The organism is Microcoleus sp. Z1_B2 (assembly GCF_036700325.1).
Classification (GTDB): domain Bacteria; phylum Cyanobacteriota; class Cyanobacteriia; order Cyanobacteriales; family Microcoleaceae; genus Microcoleus.
The window spans coordinates 25,050-44,807 of the sequence record NZ_JAUBOQ010000006.1; the positions used below are offsets into that span (position 1 = coordinate 25,050).

At 44.6% G+C, this 19,758-nt stretch carries 12 protein-coding genes; 9 read left to right on the forward strand and 3 right to left on the reverse strand.

Annotated elements, in window-relative coordinates; all coding sequences use genetic code 11:
- Positions 1-365: 365 nt before the first annotated feature.
- Positions 366-701 (forward strand): hypothetical protein, encoded by a 336-nt coding sequence (locus QT984_RS04765; RefSeq protein ID WP_333058317.1) that lies wholly within the window; start codon positions 366-368, stop codon positions 699-701.
- Positions 702-866: 165 nt separating this feature from the next.
- On the opposite strand, the gene QT984_RS04770 is transcribed toward QT984_RS04765, so the two are convergent.
- Positions 867-1,439 (reverse strand): hypothetical protein, encoded by a 573-nt coding sequence (locus tag QT984_RS04770; protein ID WP_333208448.1) that lies wholly within the window; start codon positions 1,437-1,439, stop codon positions 867-869.
- A 163-nt stretch (positions 1,440-1,602) separates the two neighbouring features.
- Here QT984_RS04770 and QT984_RS04775 point away from each other — a divergent pair, with 163 nt between their 5' ends.
- The 6 genes from QT984_RS04775 (at position 1,603) to QT984_RS04800 (ending at position 12,184) form a co-directional block, all read left to right on the forward strand.
- Positions 1,603-10,296, forward strand: a complete 8,694-nt coding sequence (locus QT984_RS04775; RefSeq protein WP_333373379.1) for a DUF4114 domain-containing protein — start codon at positions 1,603-1,605, stop codon at positions 10,294-10,296.
- Between the two features lie 4 nt (positions 10,297-10,300).
- Positions 10,301-10,498 (forward strand): cytoplasmic protein, encoded by a 198-nt coding sequence (locus QT984_RS04780; protein WP_333058353.1) that lies wholly within the window; start codon positions 10,301-10,303, stop codon positions 10,496-10,498.
- A gap of 86 nt (positions 10,499-10,584) precedes the next feature.
- Positions 10,585-10,788 carry a cytoplasmic protein gene (locus tag QT984_RS04785; RefSeq protein ID WP_333058352.1) on the forward strand — a complete coding sequence of 68 codons (204 nt, stop codon included), beginning with the start codon at positions 10,585-10,587 and terminating at the stop codon, positions 10,786-10,788.
- Between the two features lie 86 nt (positions 10,789-10,874).
- Positions 10,875-11,018, forward strand: coding sequence for a hypothetical protein (locus tag QT984_RS04790; protein WP_333269813.1), 144 nt, complete (start codon positions 10,875-10,877; stop codon positions 11,016-11,018).
- Between the two features lie 165 nt (positions 11,019-11,183).
- On the forward strand, positions 11,184-11,663 hold the full coding sequence (locus QT984_RS04795; RefSeq protein ID WP_333314797.1) for a DNA/RNA non-specific endonuclease: 480 nt from the start codon (positions 11,184-11,186) through the stop codon (positions 11,661-11,663).
- Between the two features lie 8 nt (positions 11,664-11,671).
- Positions 11,672-12,184 (forward strand): hypothetical protein, encoded by a 513-nt coding sequence (locus QT984_RS04800; protein ID WP_333058351.1) that lies wholly within the window; start codon positions 11,672-11,674, stop codon positions 12,182-12,184.
- A 115-nt stretch (positions 12,185-12,299) separates the two neighbouring features.
- Here QT984_RS04800 and QT984_RS04805 read toward each other — a convergent pair whose 3' ends face one another.
- Positions 12,300-12,770 carry a pentapeptide repeat-containing protein gene (locus tag QT984_RS04805; RefSeq protein ID WP_333058350.1) on the reverse strand — a complete coding sequence of 157 codons (471 nt, stop codon included), beginning with the start codon at positions 12,768-12,770 and terminating at the stop codon, positions 12,300-12,302.
- A gap of 157 nt (positions 12,771-12,927) precedes the next feature.
- Here QT984_RS04805 and QT984_RS04810 point away from each other — a divergent pair, with 157 nt between their 5' ends.
- Entirely contained in the window at positions 12,928-13,185 is a 258-nt protein-coding gene (locus tag QT984_RS04810) for a hypothetical protein (protein ID WP_333058349.1), read from the forward strand.
- 142 nt (positions 13,186-13,327) lie between these two features.
- Here QT984_RS04810 and QT984_RS04815 read toward each other — a convergent pair whose 3' ends face one another.
- Complete coding sequence (locus QT984_RS04815) at positions 13,328-13,801, reverse strand: pentapeptide repeat-containing protein (RefSeq protein WP_333058348.1); 474 nt, start codon at positions 13,799-13,801, stop codon at positions 13,328-13,330.
- A gap of 510 nt (positions 13,802-14,311) precedes the next feature.
- Here QT984_RS04815 and QT984_RS04820 point away from each other — a divergent pair.
- Entirely contained in the window at positions 14,312-19,693 is a 5,382-nt protein-coding gene (locus tag QT984_RS04820; RefSeq protein WP_333373382.1) for a DNA/RNA non-specific endonuclease, read from the forward strand.
- The last annotated feature ends 65 nt before the right edge of the window (positions 19,694-19,758 follow it).

The window sequence follows — 19,758 nt, forward strand, 5'->3', positions numbered from 1 at the left end:
AGCTTTAAGGGGTGCAGACAGGTTAAATAAACCCGCCCCCACCTACAAAAAAGCCCCTTATTGATATTGGTGCAACATCTCAGATTAATAATAATTCAAGCCGATGGTCACAAAGAGAGACCCTGTGTGCGATCGGTTATTTAAGTATTTTCCTGCCTGAAAAAACTTACCTTCATAAAGATTTAGCATAAGTTGAAAAACTACCAGTAAATATACTGGAAATCCAACAGACTAGCAACACCCAAAAAAGCTCTAAAATTATGTATTTTCCCGAATATCTTTATCATCGAGCCGAGCCGATAATGATGAGCAACCGCTGAATAATGATTTAAAAAAAATTAACCATTTCTCAAGGAGCGCCCAGAGTGCCTTTAACCGACCAGATTAGAGAACCTTTAACAGAAATGGAATCCTTAATTCCCGGACTTGCCCCAACTTTCGCCCCACAACGGCCGGGAATTCAGACTAACAAAACCTTATTAGATCAAACTCCGGGCTCTTCTCAAAACCCCGAACAACTTAACTTAATAGAACCCGCAAGCGGGCCCGCATCCGAATTCAGTCGAACAGAAGCTGATGCTTTTATTATTAATAAAGCCTCCAATATTAACAGCATACCGGAGGCTAACACCAGCCCTCTGATAACTAACAGCACTCTCAGGGATACAACAAATTCTGAAGTTGACCCCCCTAATTGGTAAACTCGACTCGGACTTAGGAGACCCCCTAACCAACCCAAATCGAATTGCCTCAAATAACGTTTCTTCTGATTCTAATAAATCTGCGACTGACATACCTCCAGTCAACTCGTCAATCAGCAGCTCAGAACTAAATAAAACCACAGCAGCTACAACCGCTGTTCCCGATCAATTGCTGGAAAATAAAACACAATTATCGCCAACCGCCTCCACAAAATCAGAACAAGATTCGGACAAAACATTACCAGTTGTAACTGCATCTACCACGAGCGAAAAAGCTTCCGACAAAACGCCATTACCCGCTACCGCTGAAACGACTTCAAAACCCGAAGAACACCAAACGCCTTTATCATCAGAGACTACACTCTTCTTCGAGTCATCACCAAACAAAATATCACCGGCAACTGCATCAACGTCTGACAATTCAGGAGAAAATACAACATCACCCGCAACTGCCTCAGCCACTGAAAACCCTGAACTAGATCGAACATTACCTGCAACTACATCAACGACTGATAAATCAGAACCAGATCGAACATCACCTGCAACTGTATCAACGACTGACAAATCAGAACCAGATCGAACATTACCTGCAACTGCGTCAGCTTCTGATAAATCAGAATCCAACAAAACCTCAGTTGCGACTACATCAACGACTGACAAATCCGAACCCAACAAAACTTCACCTACCGAAATCTCCACCACCAAAAACTTAGATACAGCCACTAATCTAGAACCCAATAAAACCTCAACCCCAGAACCAGATCAAACCTCAACTCCCCCAACCAACATCAACTTTGACTCAAACGCATTCAGTGTCGATGAAAAAGGAATAATCGGCATACAATTCACATCCGACGGCGGCTGGTATAGCGGACAACTAGCCATCGTCAGCCTACTCGGAATGGAAAAATTCGTTCCCGGTTCCGAGGCGTTCATCAAAGAAGCAGCAAGTCGAGCTTTAAGCAACTCGACAAAGGGCTACATCGCAATGGATGACGATTTAGAAGGAGCATATTACACCGATCCTAACAGCTCAGAAAACCTCAATTCCGGGCAATACCTCGGCACAAAAACATTTGCCATGACGCCTGGGGACAAATTCTTCTTCATGCTAGTACCCAACGGCACCGTACAGCAAGTATACGACAACCCCGCAATCGGCGGCGACAAAAAACCCCTATTTTCTATAGCGACAGACAATCCCAGCGACGGCTTCAGTATCGGTCAAATTGCCGATATTACAGGCGAAGGTCAACTCTTCGTCATGGAAGACATGGGGCTGATTCAAGGGAGCGATCGGGATTACGATGATATCACATTCCGAGTCACGGGCGCTATATCTAAAATCATTCCCCTCAGCCAATTAGTTGACCCCTTCTCCGCATCAATTCACTCCCAGTTAATTCAAAAACTGAAGGGTGAATCGGATAAATCCGATCCGAAATTTACCCGAGAATCAACTGTTACCAATTCCGGTGATAAATCCCAGGGAGAAACACCATCGATAACTGCTGATAACGACCAACAAAAACCTCAGCAAACAGAAACATCAACAGTTGGTAAATCCGACAGCCAAGAATCGCCAGCCACAGAAACATCAACAGTTGCTAACTCAGACAGCCAAGAATCGCCAGCCACAGAAACATCAACAGTTGGCAAATCTGATACTCAAGAATCGCAACAAATAGAACAAACAGCCTCTCCCCCAGAGACACCCAGTGTTAGCCCTAATGAATTAAATTCGGAAATAGAACGGCCAGTATCAGCAGAATCAATTGTCAGCGAGTCAGCAGATGCTGAATTAATTAAAACCGACACAACTGCAACTAATCGCATTCCTAAATTGCCGGCTTCAGCCGACTATGCTGTAAATAATGCTGCTTCCCCACCAACCGCTGAAACTCTGCTAATTCCCACTCCCATCGCGTCACAGCCTCCTGCAAAAACATCTGAGATTGCCGATAATTGGGGCGAAGAATTGCCAAGAGAAACCAATGACAATCTTCCTAATACTGCGTCACAATTGCCGACCCAAATTTCTGAGGTTATTCCCGCAGAAAAGGCTGCTGGTACTCAGGAAAATGACCGGGCTGTTACCGAAAACGCAGCCGAATTTGAAACTGAACAATTTTCCACAACAACCGCTGAGATTATTGCTACAGAAAAGGCTGTCGATTTAATTGAACATGATACCGCTTTCCCTGAAATAGCAGCCGAATTAGAAACAGAAAAATTGGCAACAAAAACTGAGTCAATTGTTGCCGCACCCGAAGCGGATGATACGGTTGAACGCGAACTCCCTGTTGCTGAAATAACAGCCGAATTTGAAAGCCAACAATTGCCACCAAAAACAGACGATTTCGCTCTTGCTGAATTCACTGCGGATACAATTGATACGGACATCGCTGTCACCTTCACAGCAGCAGAATTAGAGACTGAAAACTCCCCGGCAACTGTCATTAATTCTCTCGATACCGACCCGCTAATTTCTCACTCAAACTCTAGCGTACAAACCGATTCTCCTATACAGACACTTTTCTCAACTCCATCAGAAACAGCAGCAGGTACGGCACAGATAGCCTCAGTCGAAACAAGCGTTTCACCCTCAACTCTTAAATCCACACCAGAACCAAATTCAAACCCTTATAATAGCAATTCAACTCCCACAGAAACTACCGTCGCCCAGCCCACATATTCTGATACCGAAATTGCGCCAAAACCCGCAGATGTATCGAGCGGTTTGCTGCCGTTAGAGGCAGAAGAATCGGCTCAATTTTCGGACGGTATTGCAGACAGTCAATCTTATTCCACACAGAGTACAGGCAACTTCCAAAGCAATATCAATCCCCCAACAAATTTATCAATAACAACAACAGCCAATTTACCAATCCCCGGTACTTTCCTTGTAGATAACCAAGGAAAAGTCAAATTTGACTATGTATTTGATGGCGGCTCCTTTGAAGGCGAACTCGGAATTTTCAGCCTGGCCGGAATGTCCGCATTCACACCCGGTACTCCAGAATTTATCGCCGAAGCATCCCGTAGAGTTTTAAGCAATTCCACCGACGGACACATTGTAATTAGCGACTCGAAAGAATCCGCAAAATTCACCGGTGCGATGCCCTTCGACGGGGATTGGGGCAGCGGCGAATATCAGGGTATCAAAACTTTCTCCATGCTACCAGGCGACACCTTTGCCGTCATGTTAGTCCCCAACGCTACAATACAATCATCCTTCCAATCCTCATATTCGGGAAATTTGTTCCCCGAACACCGTCCCTTATTCAGTATCACCACAGCCAATCCCAACGATACCGCTCATCTGCTACAAATAGCCGACATTACCGGCACCGGCAACACCTTCGCCGTGGAAGATATGTCGGCTGCTAACTCGGACAGAGATTACAATGACCTAATCTTTAAAATTAGCGGCGCAATAGGAAACGCACCGCTGCTAGATACAGTCATCAATCCCGACAGAGAGTGGCGCAATACAGCTTTAGGACAACAATTGCTCGCCGAAGCCAATCCCCCGAATTCTGATAACAATCCGCCCGTTGTTTCACCGACAAGCACTCGGACTTATACAGAATTAGAGACAACTATTTCATTAGAAAATCTTGCCACAGATGTAGAGGGCGACCCTCTGACAATTAGCGTCCTCAATCCAGTAAACGGCACTGTAATTTTCAATCCCTTAACTAACAAAGCATCGTTTAAACCAGCAACCGGTTTCTCTGGAATTGCCAGCTTTGATTTCCTTGCCAGCGACGCTTTTGGGAGTTCAACTCCCGCGCGGGTGACAGTCAATGTCAGCGATGTTCCGCTGCTGAATTTGGATTTTGTGAAGCGAAATCCCCGACTGGATGCGGGAGAAAGTACGGAATTGATTGTGCTGGGAGATTTTGCCGACCAACAGAATGTCGTGCTGCCGGATTCTTATTTAACTTACACTTCATTCAATCCAGAAATAGCGCCAATAGATGCTGCTGGAAATGTAACGGGTTTGATCAACGGTACTTCAATTTTGAGCGCGAGTCGAAATAACTTGCAAGCAGTAACAGCAGTGCGAGTAGGAGAATTGCCAGCCCCAACCAACGATGCAGAATTCAATCAAGCATTAGCAGAGATTTATGGTTTGAATGTCTATCCCAAGGCAGTCACGATGACAGCCGGAATGGGGCGAGCGCTTTTAGTAGGAATTGACAAGATCATCCAATCCCCCGATTTGAAATTCGGTTCCACAGGAACTCGCTATTTCCCCGGAAACTCCAACTTATTGCAAGTGAATTCAGACGGCATTATTACTGCAATAGAAGAAGGAGTTACTAACGTTACCGTCATTCACGGAGCAGCCGAACAAGTCGTGCCAGTACGAGTCTCCCTGCCTGCCGCCGCCGGAACAATTTTAGGAGTAAATGGCGGTGCAGTTACTGGCAGTGACGGTTCAATTGTGATGGTGCCGCCCGGTGCTCTTGCCGAAAATACAGCTATTAGCTTGACATCTCTAAGCAGCAATGCTCTATCCCTACAACTTCCCGACGGTTTGCAGTTTGCCGGAGGCTTCAATTTAGACTTGGGTGATGAATCTCTGAAATTGCCCGCTCAATTAGCAATTCCAGCCCCCGCCGGCTTATCTCCCGGTACCGAAGTTTTATTCATGCGAAAAGGTTCGCTGCCGGATGCTAACAATATTCAAAACCCAACTTGGCTGATTCAAGAATCCGGCTACGTCGATGCCAACGGCACCATCCGAACCAATTCCCCACCCTTTCCTGGTGTTTTGGAAAGCGGCCAATATGCGATGTTTGCATTGCCCCTGGGGTTAGTAGGCGCTCCGACAGTTCAACAGTTGGTCAATCTCGGCATTTCGCAAGCCGCCACCGGTTCGCTGGCTGCTAGTGGCGGTACAGCAGCAATTAATCTTTCAACTAATTTCGGTCTCCAGAACACATTTTTAGCAGCAAATGCAGGTTTAATCGGTATCGCCGCCGCCACCGGAGCTCAATTCGCCGCGACAATCTTACTCCTTGCTTACTTAGCTAAATACCTGCAATCTGGATTGAAAGTCATCGCCATTCCACAAGTCGGTTTACCTGTAGTCACTCCTGCGGGTGTCGAACTCGATCCTGAAGGGATTCCCAGCGTCACAGCGACTTTAAATGTACCGACATTATTCCCAGCAGACCCCTTCGCACCTCCAGTGCTTCAAGGAGCTGAATTTAAGTTGGAAAATGGCTCCCCAGCAGTCGTCCTGACAGGCAGCAATTTCCTAAATAACTCCAATGATTTGGGCGGTAAATTTGAAGATTTAACAGTCAGTTTCCGCGTCGGTGACAAAACTTATCCCGGCATTTTGATACCGGATAAAAACACCGATTTAGGAGAAAATCTCTACAGAATTGCTGTCAAAATTCCGATTACCGTACCTGTCGGCGAATCCACTATTGTAGTGTCGAGAAAGCAGAAAAAACGCTTCGGAGTGGGTGCGGGAGATTACTCCATTGTGGAACTAGAAAGTGAAGAAAATATCCGCCTCGCCCCTACCTGCGTTGAATTGGCGCTGGTAACAGAACGCACGGGCGACAAAATCAACGTTATTAATCTCAAAGACCCTTTATCAACTGTTGAAACCCAGACCAGCGATAAATTGGCGGTTGCTATTAACATTCCTGTAGGTAATCCCAATACATCAGACCGACCGGAGATGATCGTGGCTACCAACAATGCTACCCGCGCCTACGTGACTCTGCGGGACACCGGCCGCGTGTCTGTGGTGGATTTGATAGCGCTGCGAGAGATAGACACTACTCCTGAAACGGAGACTGTCGATGCGATTGGCTTGCCCTCTGGAGCCAGACCGCAAGCTATTGTTATTGACCCCAAAGACAATTACGCTTACATTGCCGACCAGAATCGACCGAACATCTACGTTCTCGACATTAACCCGAATTCGGCAACTTATCATACCGTTGTCGAGACAATTAACGTCACATCGCCGCTGGGACTGAGCCAGTTGGCTATCAGCAGCGACGGGCGCCGGCTGTTCGCCACAGGTTCCGACAATAGCGAACAAACACCTAACCGCCGCATTTACGCTGTCAACATTGACCCCGCCGACAAACCAAGCGCTGAGGGTGCTAACACTCGCCTGTGGCACCAGCAGATTGGAGTAATTCCCACCCTATCGGAGACAGAGGGCATAGCTGCTACTTCCGACCCGAAGAAAATGGTGTTTACCAACGGATTTGCTAGTGTCCTTGCCATAAGTAATGGGGAACAGATAAAGCTTCAGGATGACGGCAAGGGCTTCGGAGTGCTCGAAATTGAGTCTGATGACCCCCTCAACTTTAGTGCTGAAGTTCGCTACGCTCCTTTGTCGCTGGGCGTGGCTAATGACTATTTCGATGTCAACGAGGCAGTGGCTGTAACAGTAACGCAAGACGGGAAATATGCGTTTGTTGCCGGCCGCAACTCTAGGGCAAAGATAAATACGCGCGAGGGTGGAAATATAGGCATTATCGCAAACCCGCTGGGGCCCAATCCTCAATTGGTGGCTGCGACTCGACCGATTCCTGGCAGCTTAACTAACAACGTAGCGCTTTCGAGCGACGGCAAATATTTGATTGCTTCCTATCCCACCTTCGGTTTGGGAGGAAGTTCCTACGTTTTCGATGTTGAGGAAATGATTAAGGCTATAGAGAATCCGGGTAATTACAAGCTTGACGCCCGCGACAGGGGTGTGGGTAGCGTTGGTTTCGTGACTAACACTGAGCGAAATGCGACTGTTGCTGACCTCGCCCGCGTGCCTATTGACGATATCAACCCTCTTGTCAGTATTGCGGCCGACTACGAAATTACGGGGGGAAACTGGATTAATAACTTTGGTTTTGGTATCCCGGATGGCACGAAACGCGCTCCCATTGGTATCGGTGGAAATCCTAAAGGTTTGGCAATAGCTTCTGCTAAAAACTGGTTGGAATTAAAAGGACCGATCGGGGATAGCAAGAATGATAGCAATCCTTTAACTCCTACTTTTAAGTGGGATTTGAAGGGTGAGAATGAACCCTGCGGTCTTCCTGGTTTTAAGCCCGATACTGATGTCGATAAGGTCAATCTTTATGTAAGCGTTTTTCCGCAAGGGAAGGGCTTGTTGCCGGGCGATCGGTGGGATGGGTTAAATTCGGCTGTCGAAAAAGATTACAATCCGAATCGTATCCTGACTGCTCAATGGAAAAACGGTACGTGGACTTGGGATGGGAGGACTAAGGCTGGTTCTTCAGAGGAGTTTACTCTTTCTAATGACCGAATGTTGACAGCGGGTCAGCAATATCATTGGGCTGTGGAAGCTGTGACGAAGAAAGGGGAAAGAAAAGTCATCACCGACAAGTTTAAAACTTTACTGCCGACTCCCATTTCTGGTAGCAATACTTTCAGCAGCGTTACGGTGTTAACGCGAGGCTTAGAACCTCAACCTAATTTGATAGACCGCCAATTCGAGCAGATGGCTTCTCACCTGACTAAAGAAAATGGTTTGGTCATGCGTTACGATCGGGCTACTAACAAATGGGGGTGGCTGAATTTTGATGGCTCCACAACCTTCTCCCCTCCAACTCATAAATTTGGCGCACCACTGACACTAATCCCTGGATGGGAACAGCCACCAGAAGCAACCGCATTTAACTCTGGCTTTACTGAGGCAGCCGCAGATGCCTTTTTTGCTTCACTGGTAGCTTTAAATCAAGGTTTGGAAAACACCCTTTTCAATTCACCTATGCACTTTATTGGGTTTGGTCAGGGTGCAGCGATCAACAATGAAATTGTCCAGCGTTTGGGAAGTTATTTTCCCCTCGCTGGTGGTATTAGCCTTGTAAACCGCGACCTTCAGATGACAACGATCGATCCTCATGATTTCGACCAAGATTACTTAGTAGGCTCCTTAAAAAGCTTCCGCGATCCATCCGTGCGAATCTGGGAAAATGTTACCTATGCCGATAACTATTATCAAAACGTCCCCGCTCTGGATACACAGGAAACCAATACCCGTGCTGGTCGGCGAATTGGGGAGGCGGATTGGAACGTGCACCTGGGTGGTTCTGATGGAACAGGCTCTCTTGATGGATCGAGCCGGATTGGATTTACTGAAAATAGCACGGATGGAAAGCCTCACGTGCAAGCTGTAACTTGGTATGGAGGAACAACTAACCTTAGCGGAAGTCAACTCCCCTCAAAGAATGGAGAGAGGATTTACCGTCGGCTTGGAGATCTGGAACTAGATACTTCAGGCAATCCAACCACACCTACGTGGTACACACCCGATCATACGAATGCTAATTTTACTCACGGTGAACAACGAGCTCCTTGGGAAGGTATCGGTACAGGCTGGTTTTACTCGGTACTGGGCGGTGGCTCTCAATTACGCCCCTATGATGTTAACGTAAGTAACCGTGTCCCCCTAACCGAGGACAACACCTACACAGACGAAACTATAGGTAACAAGATGCGAGGTGACTATGCAGTTCCCACCCTTTTCAATGGTAATTTTGACGCCAGCAAACGTTTTACATATCAGAGTGTTCCAGGCTGGTCTTTTTACAACTCTTTAACTGTATCCGACAATCCTAATGTGTCGCAAAGACATCTGCACGAACGGGATGAGATTGATACCTTCTTAACCGAAGAGCAAAGAATATTAAACTACGGTTTGGCTGGACAAAACTATACCTTGAAGATGGGAGGGAATGATGGAGTTAAAGAAATAATTCATAATCTCTTTCTTGTCCCCGATCAAAACAGCTTACACGATAGTTTGAAGTTCAACCTGCACGTACCTGAAGACCAACTCGCTGCGGGAAGAAACATTACGGTTTCTATGCGAGCAGACGTAGCTGGTTACGAACAGTTTAGTTCAATAGGAACTATCAATTTAGAGCGAGGATCTGGAATAAATAGCTCTCCTACAGAGCTCGACAGCAATATTCGCAAGATCGGTTATGGTACTGAAGGCTTTGAAACTTTCTACCTAAATGTCCCGCAAGAACTGCGCGGTAAGGCAGCTTTACTCAAGTTTGAAATCAATGACGGCACTGTTTACCTTGACGATATTTCTTTTGGCAAGAAGTGGGAACCTTCTATGACTCTCGCTGAGGCTGAAGAATATACAAAAAATAGCTACTACAGCGGACGCGTGCTCTATCATGGCACTAACCCAGCGGGTGCTGGTAGTATTGCGAATATTGGTGTAAATCCCGCTAGGTTCATCAGAGGTTTCTTCGGAGAAGGTTTTTATTTGACAAATCAGGAGGAGAGGGCTAATGATTTTAGCAGCGATGAGAATGGCAATCCAAGGCTGGGTCCGGTATTAAAGATTATGCTGAACGTAAAAAACCCCAAAGTTTATCAGGATTTAACTGAATTTGATGAGCGGGTAGCTAATTACGGTGTGGAAAATGGTCTACAAGAACCAGAGCGGACAGTTAGATATGCAGAGGATCTCAGAACTCAGGGATATGATGCGATCGCGACTAGAAGCCCAGAAATGATGCAATATCATTTAGTTTTTGACCCCAAACAAGTTGTTGTTGTTGAGGATTAATCAAATGGCTGAATATGCAGGATGCCGTGGCTGCCGTCACTATCTTCGCGTGTATGTAAACGGTATTCCAACTTGTCGCGCCTTTCCTGAAGGAATTCCACCAATTATTATCGTCGGAAAAGAACATACAAAACCTTTACCCGATCAGGACAATACAATTGTTTATGAACCAGCCGAAAAACCTTTTTGGCTGACGGAGTAACAACAAGAGTCAAAAGCCCCACCAAATGATGCAACATCATTTAGTTTTCGACCCCAAACAAGTTGTTGTTGTTGAGGATTAATCAAATGGCTGAATATGGAGGATGCCTTGGCTGCCGTCACTATCTTTATCGCGTGTATGTAAACGAGATGCCAACTTGTCGCGCCTTTCCTGAAGGAATTCCACCAATTATTATCACCGGAACTATACAACATACAAAACCTTTACCCGATCAGGACAATACAATTGTTTATGAACCAGCCGAAAAACCTTTTTGGCTGACGGACTGACAACAAGAGTCAAAAGCCCCATCGGTGGCGGATTTTGACTCTTGTTATTGGCGAGGAAAATATAGAGGAAAACAGGAGGATGAAGGTTGGTATCTTTTGACCAGTGTCGGCACTTTAAGACAATCAATGTAAAACTTGAAACGATCGACGGTCAAAGTAAAGATGTAACCGTCAATCTTGCAGAAGATGCAAATTTTTTGATCGACGCAAGTAACTACAATCAAATTTAGAATATTAAGGATATCTACTCGGATATCGAAAACAAGATTGGGTTTGGCAGAAAAGGATTTGAAACCTTCCAACTTAAGTTAAACCTCACTGATTCAGAAATCGCAGAGTTTCGAGGTAAGCCAGCGAAAATAACTTTTTCTTTAGACGGTGGCGATTCCGTTTACATAGATAATGTTTTCTTCAAGAGCGACCATCTCAAATTTGGCAATCCCACTGAAGCTAGATGGAATCCTAGCAACAGTACATATCAAAACAACTTGCTGCTTGAAAAACCCCAGTACGCAGTGTCTTACAATGCTGACACCAAAATTGCCAACTGGGTTGGTTGGAAAGTAGACAAAACATGGGTTACAAGACCAGAAACACAACCAGGAGAGTTACTAAAAGGATTAAGAGAAAGACCGGAATTTATAACTGACCCCGATCTATTAGCTAGTGGCTTGTCTACCTATGATGGAAATATCTTTACGGGGTTAGGAATGAATCGAGGTCATTTGTCTCCTGACAGAGATAGATTGAGACATCCTAAAGACCAGTTAGCAACTTACCTCACAACTAATTTGATTGCCAGTCAATGGATAATAATCGATTTTTTGTTCAAGGAAGCAACAATGCAGCAGATGCTTCAGCTTGGTTCAATATAGAAAATAAAGTGGTAGCTCCCAGGGTTACTCAGGGGCAAGAGCTTTACATTTTCGCTGGAGCTATTGGTAACGATCCAAATCCTCAAAAGAAAACGAATGTTCCTGAATTGCTTGATGACATTCTAAATGGAGAGTATATCAATCAGGGAAATACAAGCCCTAGCAATTTGTCAAACCGACAAATTCACATCCCTAGATGGACGTGGAAAACAATCATGGCTGTGGAACAACCAGGAGCCGAAGTTACTTCGTCGAACATAGAAGCTTTCGCATATATGACGCCTAACGTAGCCGAACCAGATTGGAATAATGTATCCTCAGATGGGGTTCCAAATCCGCTTAACAATAATGTGTTTTCTCCCTTTTTGGACAGCGCTCGCAGTAACATAACTAATGCAGCGACTTGGAGGAACCCAGATACTTGGCGAGTTACTCTTCCAGAACTCACAAAGATTCTTAACGAACGTAACAAAGTTCGCAACTATGCGTTTGATTTTGATTTGTTTTCAAATCTGCCATAAAATGTTCAAAATGCCTTGAATGAGCGAGGTAGATAATCTCCTCCTTCTTGACATTTTGCTTCTTTTAGTGGCAGAAAATCATCCTCTAACAACTTTTGATAACCTTGTTATAATTTCATACTTCTCTGTTAGTGTTGTGAGAATAGAGATAGGGATTGAAGGTAAAACCCGGTATGAAAACTCCGTCTTGCCGAATAATGTCCCGAAACTCGCAAGGATCTTCTCCAAAGCCATAGAGCTTAGCACCTTGAAGATTAACTCGGGTGAAATGAACACAAGTTAGATTGCAGCCACTGGTGTTAATTCCACTGAAATCGCAATCAAAAAACCTAGCATATTCCAAATGACTTGAGGTAATTTTAGCTTCCCGGAAGTTACAGTACCAAAATTGAGCCGATCCCAACTCGCACCTATGCAAATTGAGTCGGCTCAAATTAACGTAGTTAAATTGAGCACCACTCAAGTCGCTCTTTTCCAGTTCAACTCCGCTCAAGTCAGCATACTCCAAAATGATGTTTCTAAAATCTCGATCGCCAGCAGCATAGCGCCTGAGCAATTCTTCTACAGTTATTCTTTCTTTTTCCATAACTCGACTCCTGCATCTATTCGCATTTTCAATAATAGCAAACTCATCCCCAAATACCACACAACTCTAGCTTGGCGCTCGGCAGCCGCAGATAGTTTATTTGTCTCAATAGTACAACTCGATTGTTACTTCGTCAAACATAGAAGCTTTCGCATATATGACGCCCAACATAGCAGAACCAGATTGGAATAATGTATCCTCAGATGGGGTTCCAAATCCGCTTAATAATGATGTGTTTTCTCCCTTTTTGGACAGCGCTCGCAGTAACATAACTAATGCAGCGACTTGGAGGAACCCAGATACTTGGCGACTTACTCTTCCACAACTCACAAATATTCTTAACGAACGTAACAAAGTTCGCAACTATGACTTTAAGTTTGATTTCCTGTCAAATCTGCCAGAAGATATTCAGTAAGCTCTGAAGAATCAAGGGAGATATTCTCCTCCTTCTTGATATTTTACTTCTGGGCTAAACGGAACTTAGCCTTACAGGAAGAAGTTCCGTTTAGCCCAGAAGTAATCATACTCTCATAACTTTTTAGGATATTATTATAATCTCATACTTCCCTGTTAGTATTGCTGCAGGAAGAGCGATACAGATTGGAAGTGAAACCAGAAATAAAAACTCCGTCATGGCGAATAACGTCCCAGTAGTTACAAGGGTCTTCGCCAAAGCCCCCAAGCTTCGCACCTTGTAAATTGACTCTAGTAAAATTAACCGAGCTTATGTCGCATCTACTGCTGTTAAATCCTCTCAAGTCACAGTCAAAAAACCTACTGTATTCCAAATGACTTGAGGTGATTTTAGCTTCCCTGAAGTTACAGTACCAAAATTGAGCCGACCCTAACTCGCACCTATGCAAATTGAGTCGGCTCAAATTAACGTAGTTAAATTGAGCACCAGTCAGGTCAATATTTTGCAGTTCAACCCCGCTCAAGTCTGCATACTCCAAAATGATGTTTCTAAAATCTCGATCGCCAGTAGCATAGCGTCTGAGTAATTCTTCTACAGTTATTCTTTCTTTTTCCATAACTCAACTCCTGTATCTATTTACACAATCAACAATAGCACTTTTTTTAATGCTCTATATCCCGACCGCATAACTCATGCAACGGCTTGGAGAAATCCTGATACTTAGAGAGTTACTCTCCTAGAACTCACAGGTATTCTTAACAAACGCAACCGAGAGCGCGATTATAATTTTAATTTTGACTTTCTGTCAAATCTGCCATAAAATATTTCAGATTCTCAACAACCGCCGACTACACAGCCCCCAACAGCCCCATTAATTCCAGCCACATCTAACCCAGTTTCACCTGACACTAATATCAGCGCAGAAGTCTAATCAACCGATTTACAAAACCCAGTACAAACCGCGACTCAATCTTTAACAGACAAACAGAATGATTCAGGAAAAGTTGACCCCCTAGCATTTTTTGGCATCATTGACCCCCAGGGAAACATCGGTCAGTTAATCGACCCGGACAAATTCGTTACCACCCCGGCCTTTACCGTAACTCGCGACATATCTTCAGTGCAGGTGGTAGCAATCCCCAAGGTGGGACTTCCCGTCGTAACAGAGGTAGGCGTGCAGCGAAACGACGACGGCACTGCCACTTTCAAGGCAGCTTTGAATATGCCAGCCCCAACCACCTCTGACCCCACAACACCTCCTGTCCTCCAAAAAGCTGAGCTGAAATTCAAGGATGATTCCGGTCAACCATTTGAGAACAATGAGCCCCTCTTATTTCTGACCGGGGGCAACATTCTGGTCAACAATGCCAGCGACTCCAAAGGCAGTAAGTTTGAGGATTTGACAGTTAAATTCTATGCAGGCAACTCTATGTATGAGGGGACTGTAGTACCGACACACAGCCGCTCTCTTGGGGGCAATCAGTATGAAGTAGCAGTTAAAGTGCCTGATACAGTAGTGCTGGGCGCTTCAGGCGTCGTGCTCGAGAGGAAGCAGAACCAGACCGTCGAGCAAAAAGGTGTTACACCAGTATACAAAGAAATCCAGTACCACAGCAATCCAATTCGCCTGCCACAGGGGGCAGAGTACGTTTTTGCAGCCTTGGGCGGTTCTGACCGAGTAGCGGTTCTCAACGGTAAAAACCCCGAATCAGTGGTTGATACTACAAACAGCAAAGACTTGCTGTTGGCTCAAATTCCTGTGGGGACTAGCAGTGTCACAGATTGGGCAGAATCAACAGCCGTGACTAGCGACGGAAATCGCGTTTACGCAACCTTGAGGAATTCAGGTCAAGTGGCATTGGTCGATGCAATGGTACTGCGACAGGTAGATACTCAGCCAAATACCCCAGGCGTCAATCCCATTGTCCTGCCGGCGGGCGCTAGACCCAAGTCAATAGTCATCAGTCCTAGAGACGATTATGCTTACATTGGCGACTTAAATCAAGCGAAAATTTACGTCCTTGACATCAACCCTAACTCGGCAACTTATCACAAAGTAGTTGAGACTATTAACGTCACTTCACCATTAGGATTGAGTCAGTTGGCAATTAGTAGTGATGGGCGGCGGCTGTTCGGCACGGGTTCTGATAATAATGAGCAAGTGCCTAATCGTCGGATTTATGCAATCAATATTGACTCGAAGGATCGACCGAAGGATGAAGATTCTAATCCTCGTAAGTGGCATCAACAAATCGGAGTTATTCCTACTATTTCGGAGACCGAGGGAATATCAGCTACGAATGAGCCGACGAAAATGGTGTTCACAAACGGATTGAATCGGAGTAATCCTGACCAGAATAATGACGCGCCTGGTTTTGGGGTGTTGGAAATTACTTCGGACGATCCTCTTAACTTTACTGCTTCTGTGAGTTATGCCCCTTTAAGTTTGGGTTTTCCTACTGATTATTTTGATGTGAATGAGGGGGTATCTGTCACTGTAACGCGGGATGGGCGGTATGGGTTTGTGGCTGGTCGCAATTCTGGAAGTCTTGGCCCTTCTGCAGATGTGCGTTCTGGGGGAAATATTGGGATTATTAAAGACCCCTTGGGGCCAAATCCTCAATTAATCGGTGCTACCAGACCGATTCCAGAGGCTCTTACTAACGATTTAGTGCTTTCTAATGACAACAAATACCTTTATGGCTCTTATCCTTCTCTGACTGGTAGCGGGAGCGTGTATGCTTTCGATGTTGAGGAAATTATTAAAACTCTGGACAATCCCGGTCAATTCAAAATTGATAGTCTTGACAGGGGTGTTAAGTCTCCTTTCTTCAATGCTACTACGGCGAGGTCTGTGACTGCGGCTGATTTCACAAGGGTTCCTATTGATGATATCAATCCGGCGGTTAGTATTGCTGCTGACTATGGGATTACTAAGGAGAATCGACCTGCTAATCAGTTTACTTATGGGGTGCTGCCGGGGACAACACGCGCACCAGTCGGTACTGGAGGCAATTTACGGGATTTGAGTTCTGCACCGACTGATTGGCTGGATTTGAAGGGGCCTGGTACAACTACAAGTGACCTGACTCCGACTTTTCAATGGCAGTTTTCTCCTGGTTGGGAGGATGTGAAAGAAGTTAATCTTTTTGTCAGTACCTTCGAGCAAGGGAAGGGCTTATTGCCTCGGGATAAGGTTGTCAATTTATCAGATTCGGCACTCCTTCCCGGATTCTCGGAAACACAAAAGCGTCAACTTCTTTCTAAGCCTTGGAACGGTTATGACGATTTCAATCCCAACCGAATTCTGACGGCGACTTGGAAGAAAGATACTAACAAGTGGTACGGCCATGACGGGATTACGCCTCTTAACCAACCTTTAAATGACCCCGCAAATACTAGCACTAACTTCACGCTACCTCAGAGTCTTACTGCGGGGCAGAACTACAACTTTGCTGTAGAAGCTGTGAGTAATAGCGGCGCTGTGACCAAAGATTTGGGGCAGTTTAAAACCCTACCTCCTGATAGCAACAGTCCTTTCAGCAGTGTCAGCGTGTTGACTCATGGTTTTACACTTTTGCCTAACCAGTCTGGGATTCCTGATTCCTTTTTCCAAATGGCCAACAAAATTGCCACTGTTAGCGGTAATACACCGGAAAACAGCGGGTTAATTATGCGCTACGACAAGCCTACAGGTAACTGGATTCCTATAGATATACAGGGACGGGTGATAACTAATTTGACCGAGGGGCTTAACACCAGCGAACCTAATTATTTATCAACTTTGGCAAATAACTTAAAAGCCGGGGTAGTTATAGATGGAAAGGAGATTAAATACCTCAACCAGAACAAACCGTTAGTGTTGCTGACAGAATGGTCGTTGGACAGAGAATCAGTCATTCCTGACGTTGGCTTTTCTGAGGGTGCGGCTGATGCTTTATTTGCTTCTCTGGTGCAGTTGGATCTGGCATTAGGGGGTAAGGTTGGAGAGTATCAAGGCAATCAATTAAACCGGTTGTACAACAGCGAAGGGAAGCTGATTCGCCAGCAGGGGGATTTGTTCAATTCGCCACTACATTTCATGGGCTTCAGTCGAGGGACGGTTGTCAATAGCGAAATTGTACAGCGTTTAGGGACTTTCTTCCCCCAAGCGGGCGGCAAATCTATGGCTGACCGAGACCTCCAAATGACAACAATTGACCCGCACGATTTCTACCAACCTAGTTTGAATTTACAATTACCTGGCTTTATCAGCACAAATTTCAGCGATTTCTACGAACCCAAAATTCAGGTTTGGAATAATGTTACGTTTGCTGATAACTATTATCAGACTGTGGCTGACCCGAATGGTGGTACTGCTACTCCTAATGGTCGTTCTTTGAGTCTACTTCCACAAGAGGAGTTGGATAAGAATCCCAAACCTGCTGGACTGAATTTTCCTAAAGCTAATGGTGTTACTTTAGGGAAGGCAGACCGAGAGATTTTACTCGGTACTCGTGAGAAGGAACCAGGTCGTGAAAACAGTCGTATTGGGTTTACTAAGGATGATTTTGTAGGAGGGACGCACAAGCGAGCATTTGGATGGTATGCTGGGACGGTTGATTTAGACCTGGAGGAAGTTTTACTTCAGTATCCTCATGTGGAGGCTTCTGAGAAGCCTCAAGCAGTTAACGATATGTTGGGTAAAATGGGTTTACCCGAATTGTTCGATCCGAATTTCCCGGCTGCTAAACCTTGGTATGATAATGGCAATGGTGAAGGGGTTGGTGAGGGTTGGTTTTATTCTGTTTTGGGTGGAGGTAAAGACCGACGGACGTTGAGTTCTGTTGGGCGCGTTCCGGTGAGTTTTGATAATACTCTTTCTGCTGGTATGCGGGGGGATTATGCGGTTCCTACTCTGTTTAATGGGAATTTTGACCAGTTTATTCCTAATAAGAGTGGGGCTGAAGAATTTGGTCGGAATACTATCTCTAAGGAAATTCCTGGGTGGTCTTTTCATAATAGTGCCACATCAACTTTGGTGTCACCTATCAACAACCTTGTAGAGTGGAATGAGATAGCTCAACAATCTCCCAATTTTTCCAATTACTTGAGCTTATTAGGTATTAACTCTCAAGCTCAAGATTATCAACCCAATTATGCTCTGAAGTTAAAAGGTGGTGAAAGCATCTCCCATAATCGCTTTATGCTAAATGATTGGGGAAATTTGCGGTTTGATATTCACGCTCCCAGCAGAAGTGGAATACTCAATGTAAAACTTGAAGTAGAAGGAGTAAACATACCAATAAAGAGAATAAATCTAGCTCAGGATTCCGTTACTGTAGCTGAGGCCAACAAAGAAGATGTCGATGAAATCAGAAAAATATATAGCCAGAATATCAATAGTATTGGATTTGGAAGAACAGGATTTGAAACTTTTCAGTTACCCTTGCAATTACTGGCTTACGAAGATTTCGCAAAATCTGTAGGAAAACCAGCTAAGCTGACGTTTAGCCTAGAAGGTGATGACAATGCAAATGTTATCATAGATAATGTATTTTTCAAGAGTCCACACCTCAAGCTTGGCAACCCTACTAACGCTAGATGGGATTTAACTCAAGAACAACCAACAAATTTACTGATTGAAAAACCAGGATATGTAGTATCCTACAATACTCAAACAAAACTTTCTAACTGGGTGAGTTGGCAAGTTAATAAATCGTGGACTGTACCATCTAGTACAAGAACAGACATCCAGTTCATAGCAGATCCTTTTTTGTCGCCCACTTCAGCAAATTCTAACCTGCCTCAAATTGATGGTACTATATTTCGGCAGCCTTGGGTAGGAATGGATAAAGGTCATTTAATTCCTGATCGAGACAGAAACAGAAACTCTAAAGATGCCATAGAAACCTATATGGGGACTAATTTAATTGCACAATCTATGGACAATAATAGATTGTTTTCTACAAATCCATTGACTGCCTCTGCTTGGTTTAATATTGAACAAAAAGTACAGGATCGTGTTCAGCAAGGGCAAGAACTTTATATTATTGCCGGTGCTTTAGGAAATAATTGGACTACTCAGAAAAAAACTAATGTTCCAGCACTCTTAAATCAACTAACAAACAATGGTATTTTTATTAACAGAGGGAATACAAACCCCCAAAACTTTGAGAACAATATTCAGATTCCTGAATGGACCTGGAAAACAATTATGGCTTTGCCTAAACCAAATGCTGAAATTACCTCTGAAACACTTATGTTTACATTTATAACTCCTAACCGCTCAGAACCAGAATCTTGGCCTCAAGAACATCCTCTAAATCAACTCTTAGGGGGAAATCGTCAACCCATCGAAAGCCCTGAACAATGGAGAAACGTGGCAACTTGGCGAATTACCTTGCTACAACTTCAAACTCTTCTTAACAACAGGCCTATTCCCGGCTCGAATACACCTTTTGATTTTAGTTTTCTCTCAAATGTTACTGACAAAAGTGTACAAAAAAATCTTTTAGAAAAAGTCTAGATTTTCTGTTTTAGTTTTTGATTGAAGCAGTTTTACTGAGTTGGCTTTGGGGAAAAATAATGAGG

Coding starts and splice junctions, on each gene's coding strand:
- QT984_RS04805 (WP_333058350.1), bottom strand. CDS start 12,770: ATGGAAAAAGAAAGAATAACTGTAGAAGAATTGCTCAGGCGCTATGCT.
- QT984_RS04785 (WP_333058352.1), top strand. CDS start 10,585: ATGGCTGAATATGGAGGATGCCTTGGCTGCCGTCACTATCTTTATCGC.
- QT984_RS04815 (WP_333058348.1), bottom strand. CDS start 13,801: ATGGAAAAAGAAAGAATAACTGTAGAAGAATTACTCAGACGCTATGCT.
- QT984_RS04780 (WP_333058353.1), top strand. CDS start 10,301: ATGGCTGAATATGCAGGATGCCGTGGCTGCCGTCACTATCTTCGCGTG.
- QT984_RS04810 (WP_333058349.1), top strand. CDS start 12,928: ATGACGCCCAACATAGCAGAACCAGATTGGAATAATGTATCCTCAGAT.
- QT984_RS04775 (WP_333373379.1), top strand. CDS start 1,603: ATGGAAAAATTCGTTCCCGGTTCCGAGGCGTTCATCAAAGAAGCAGCA.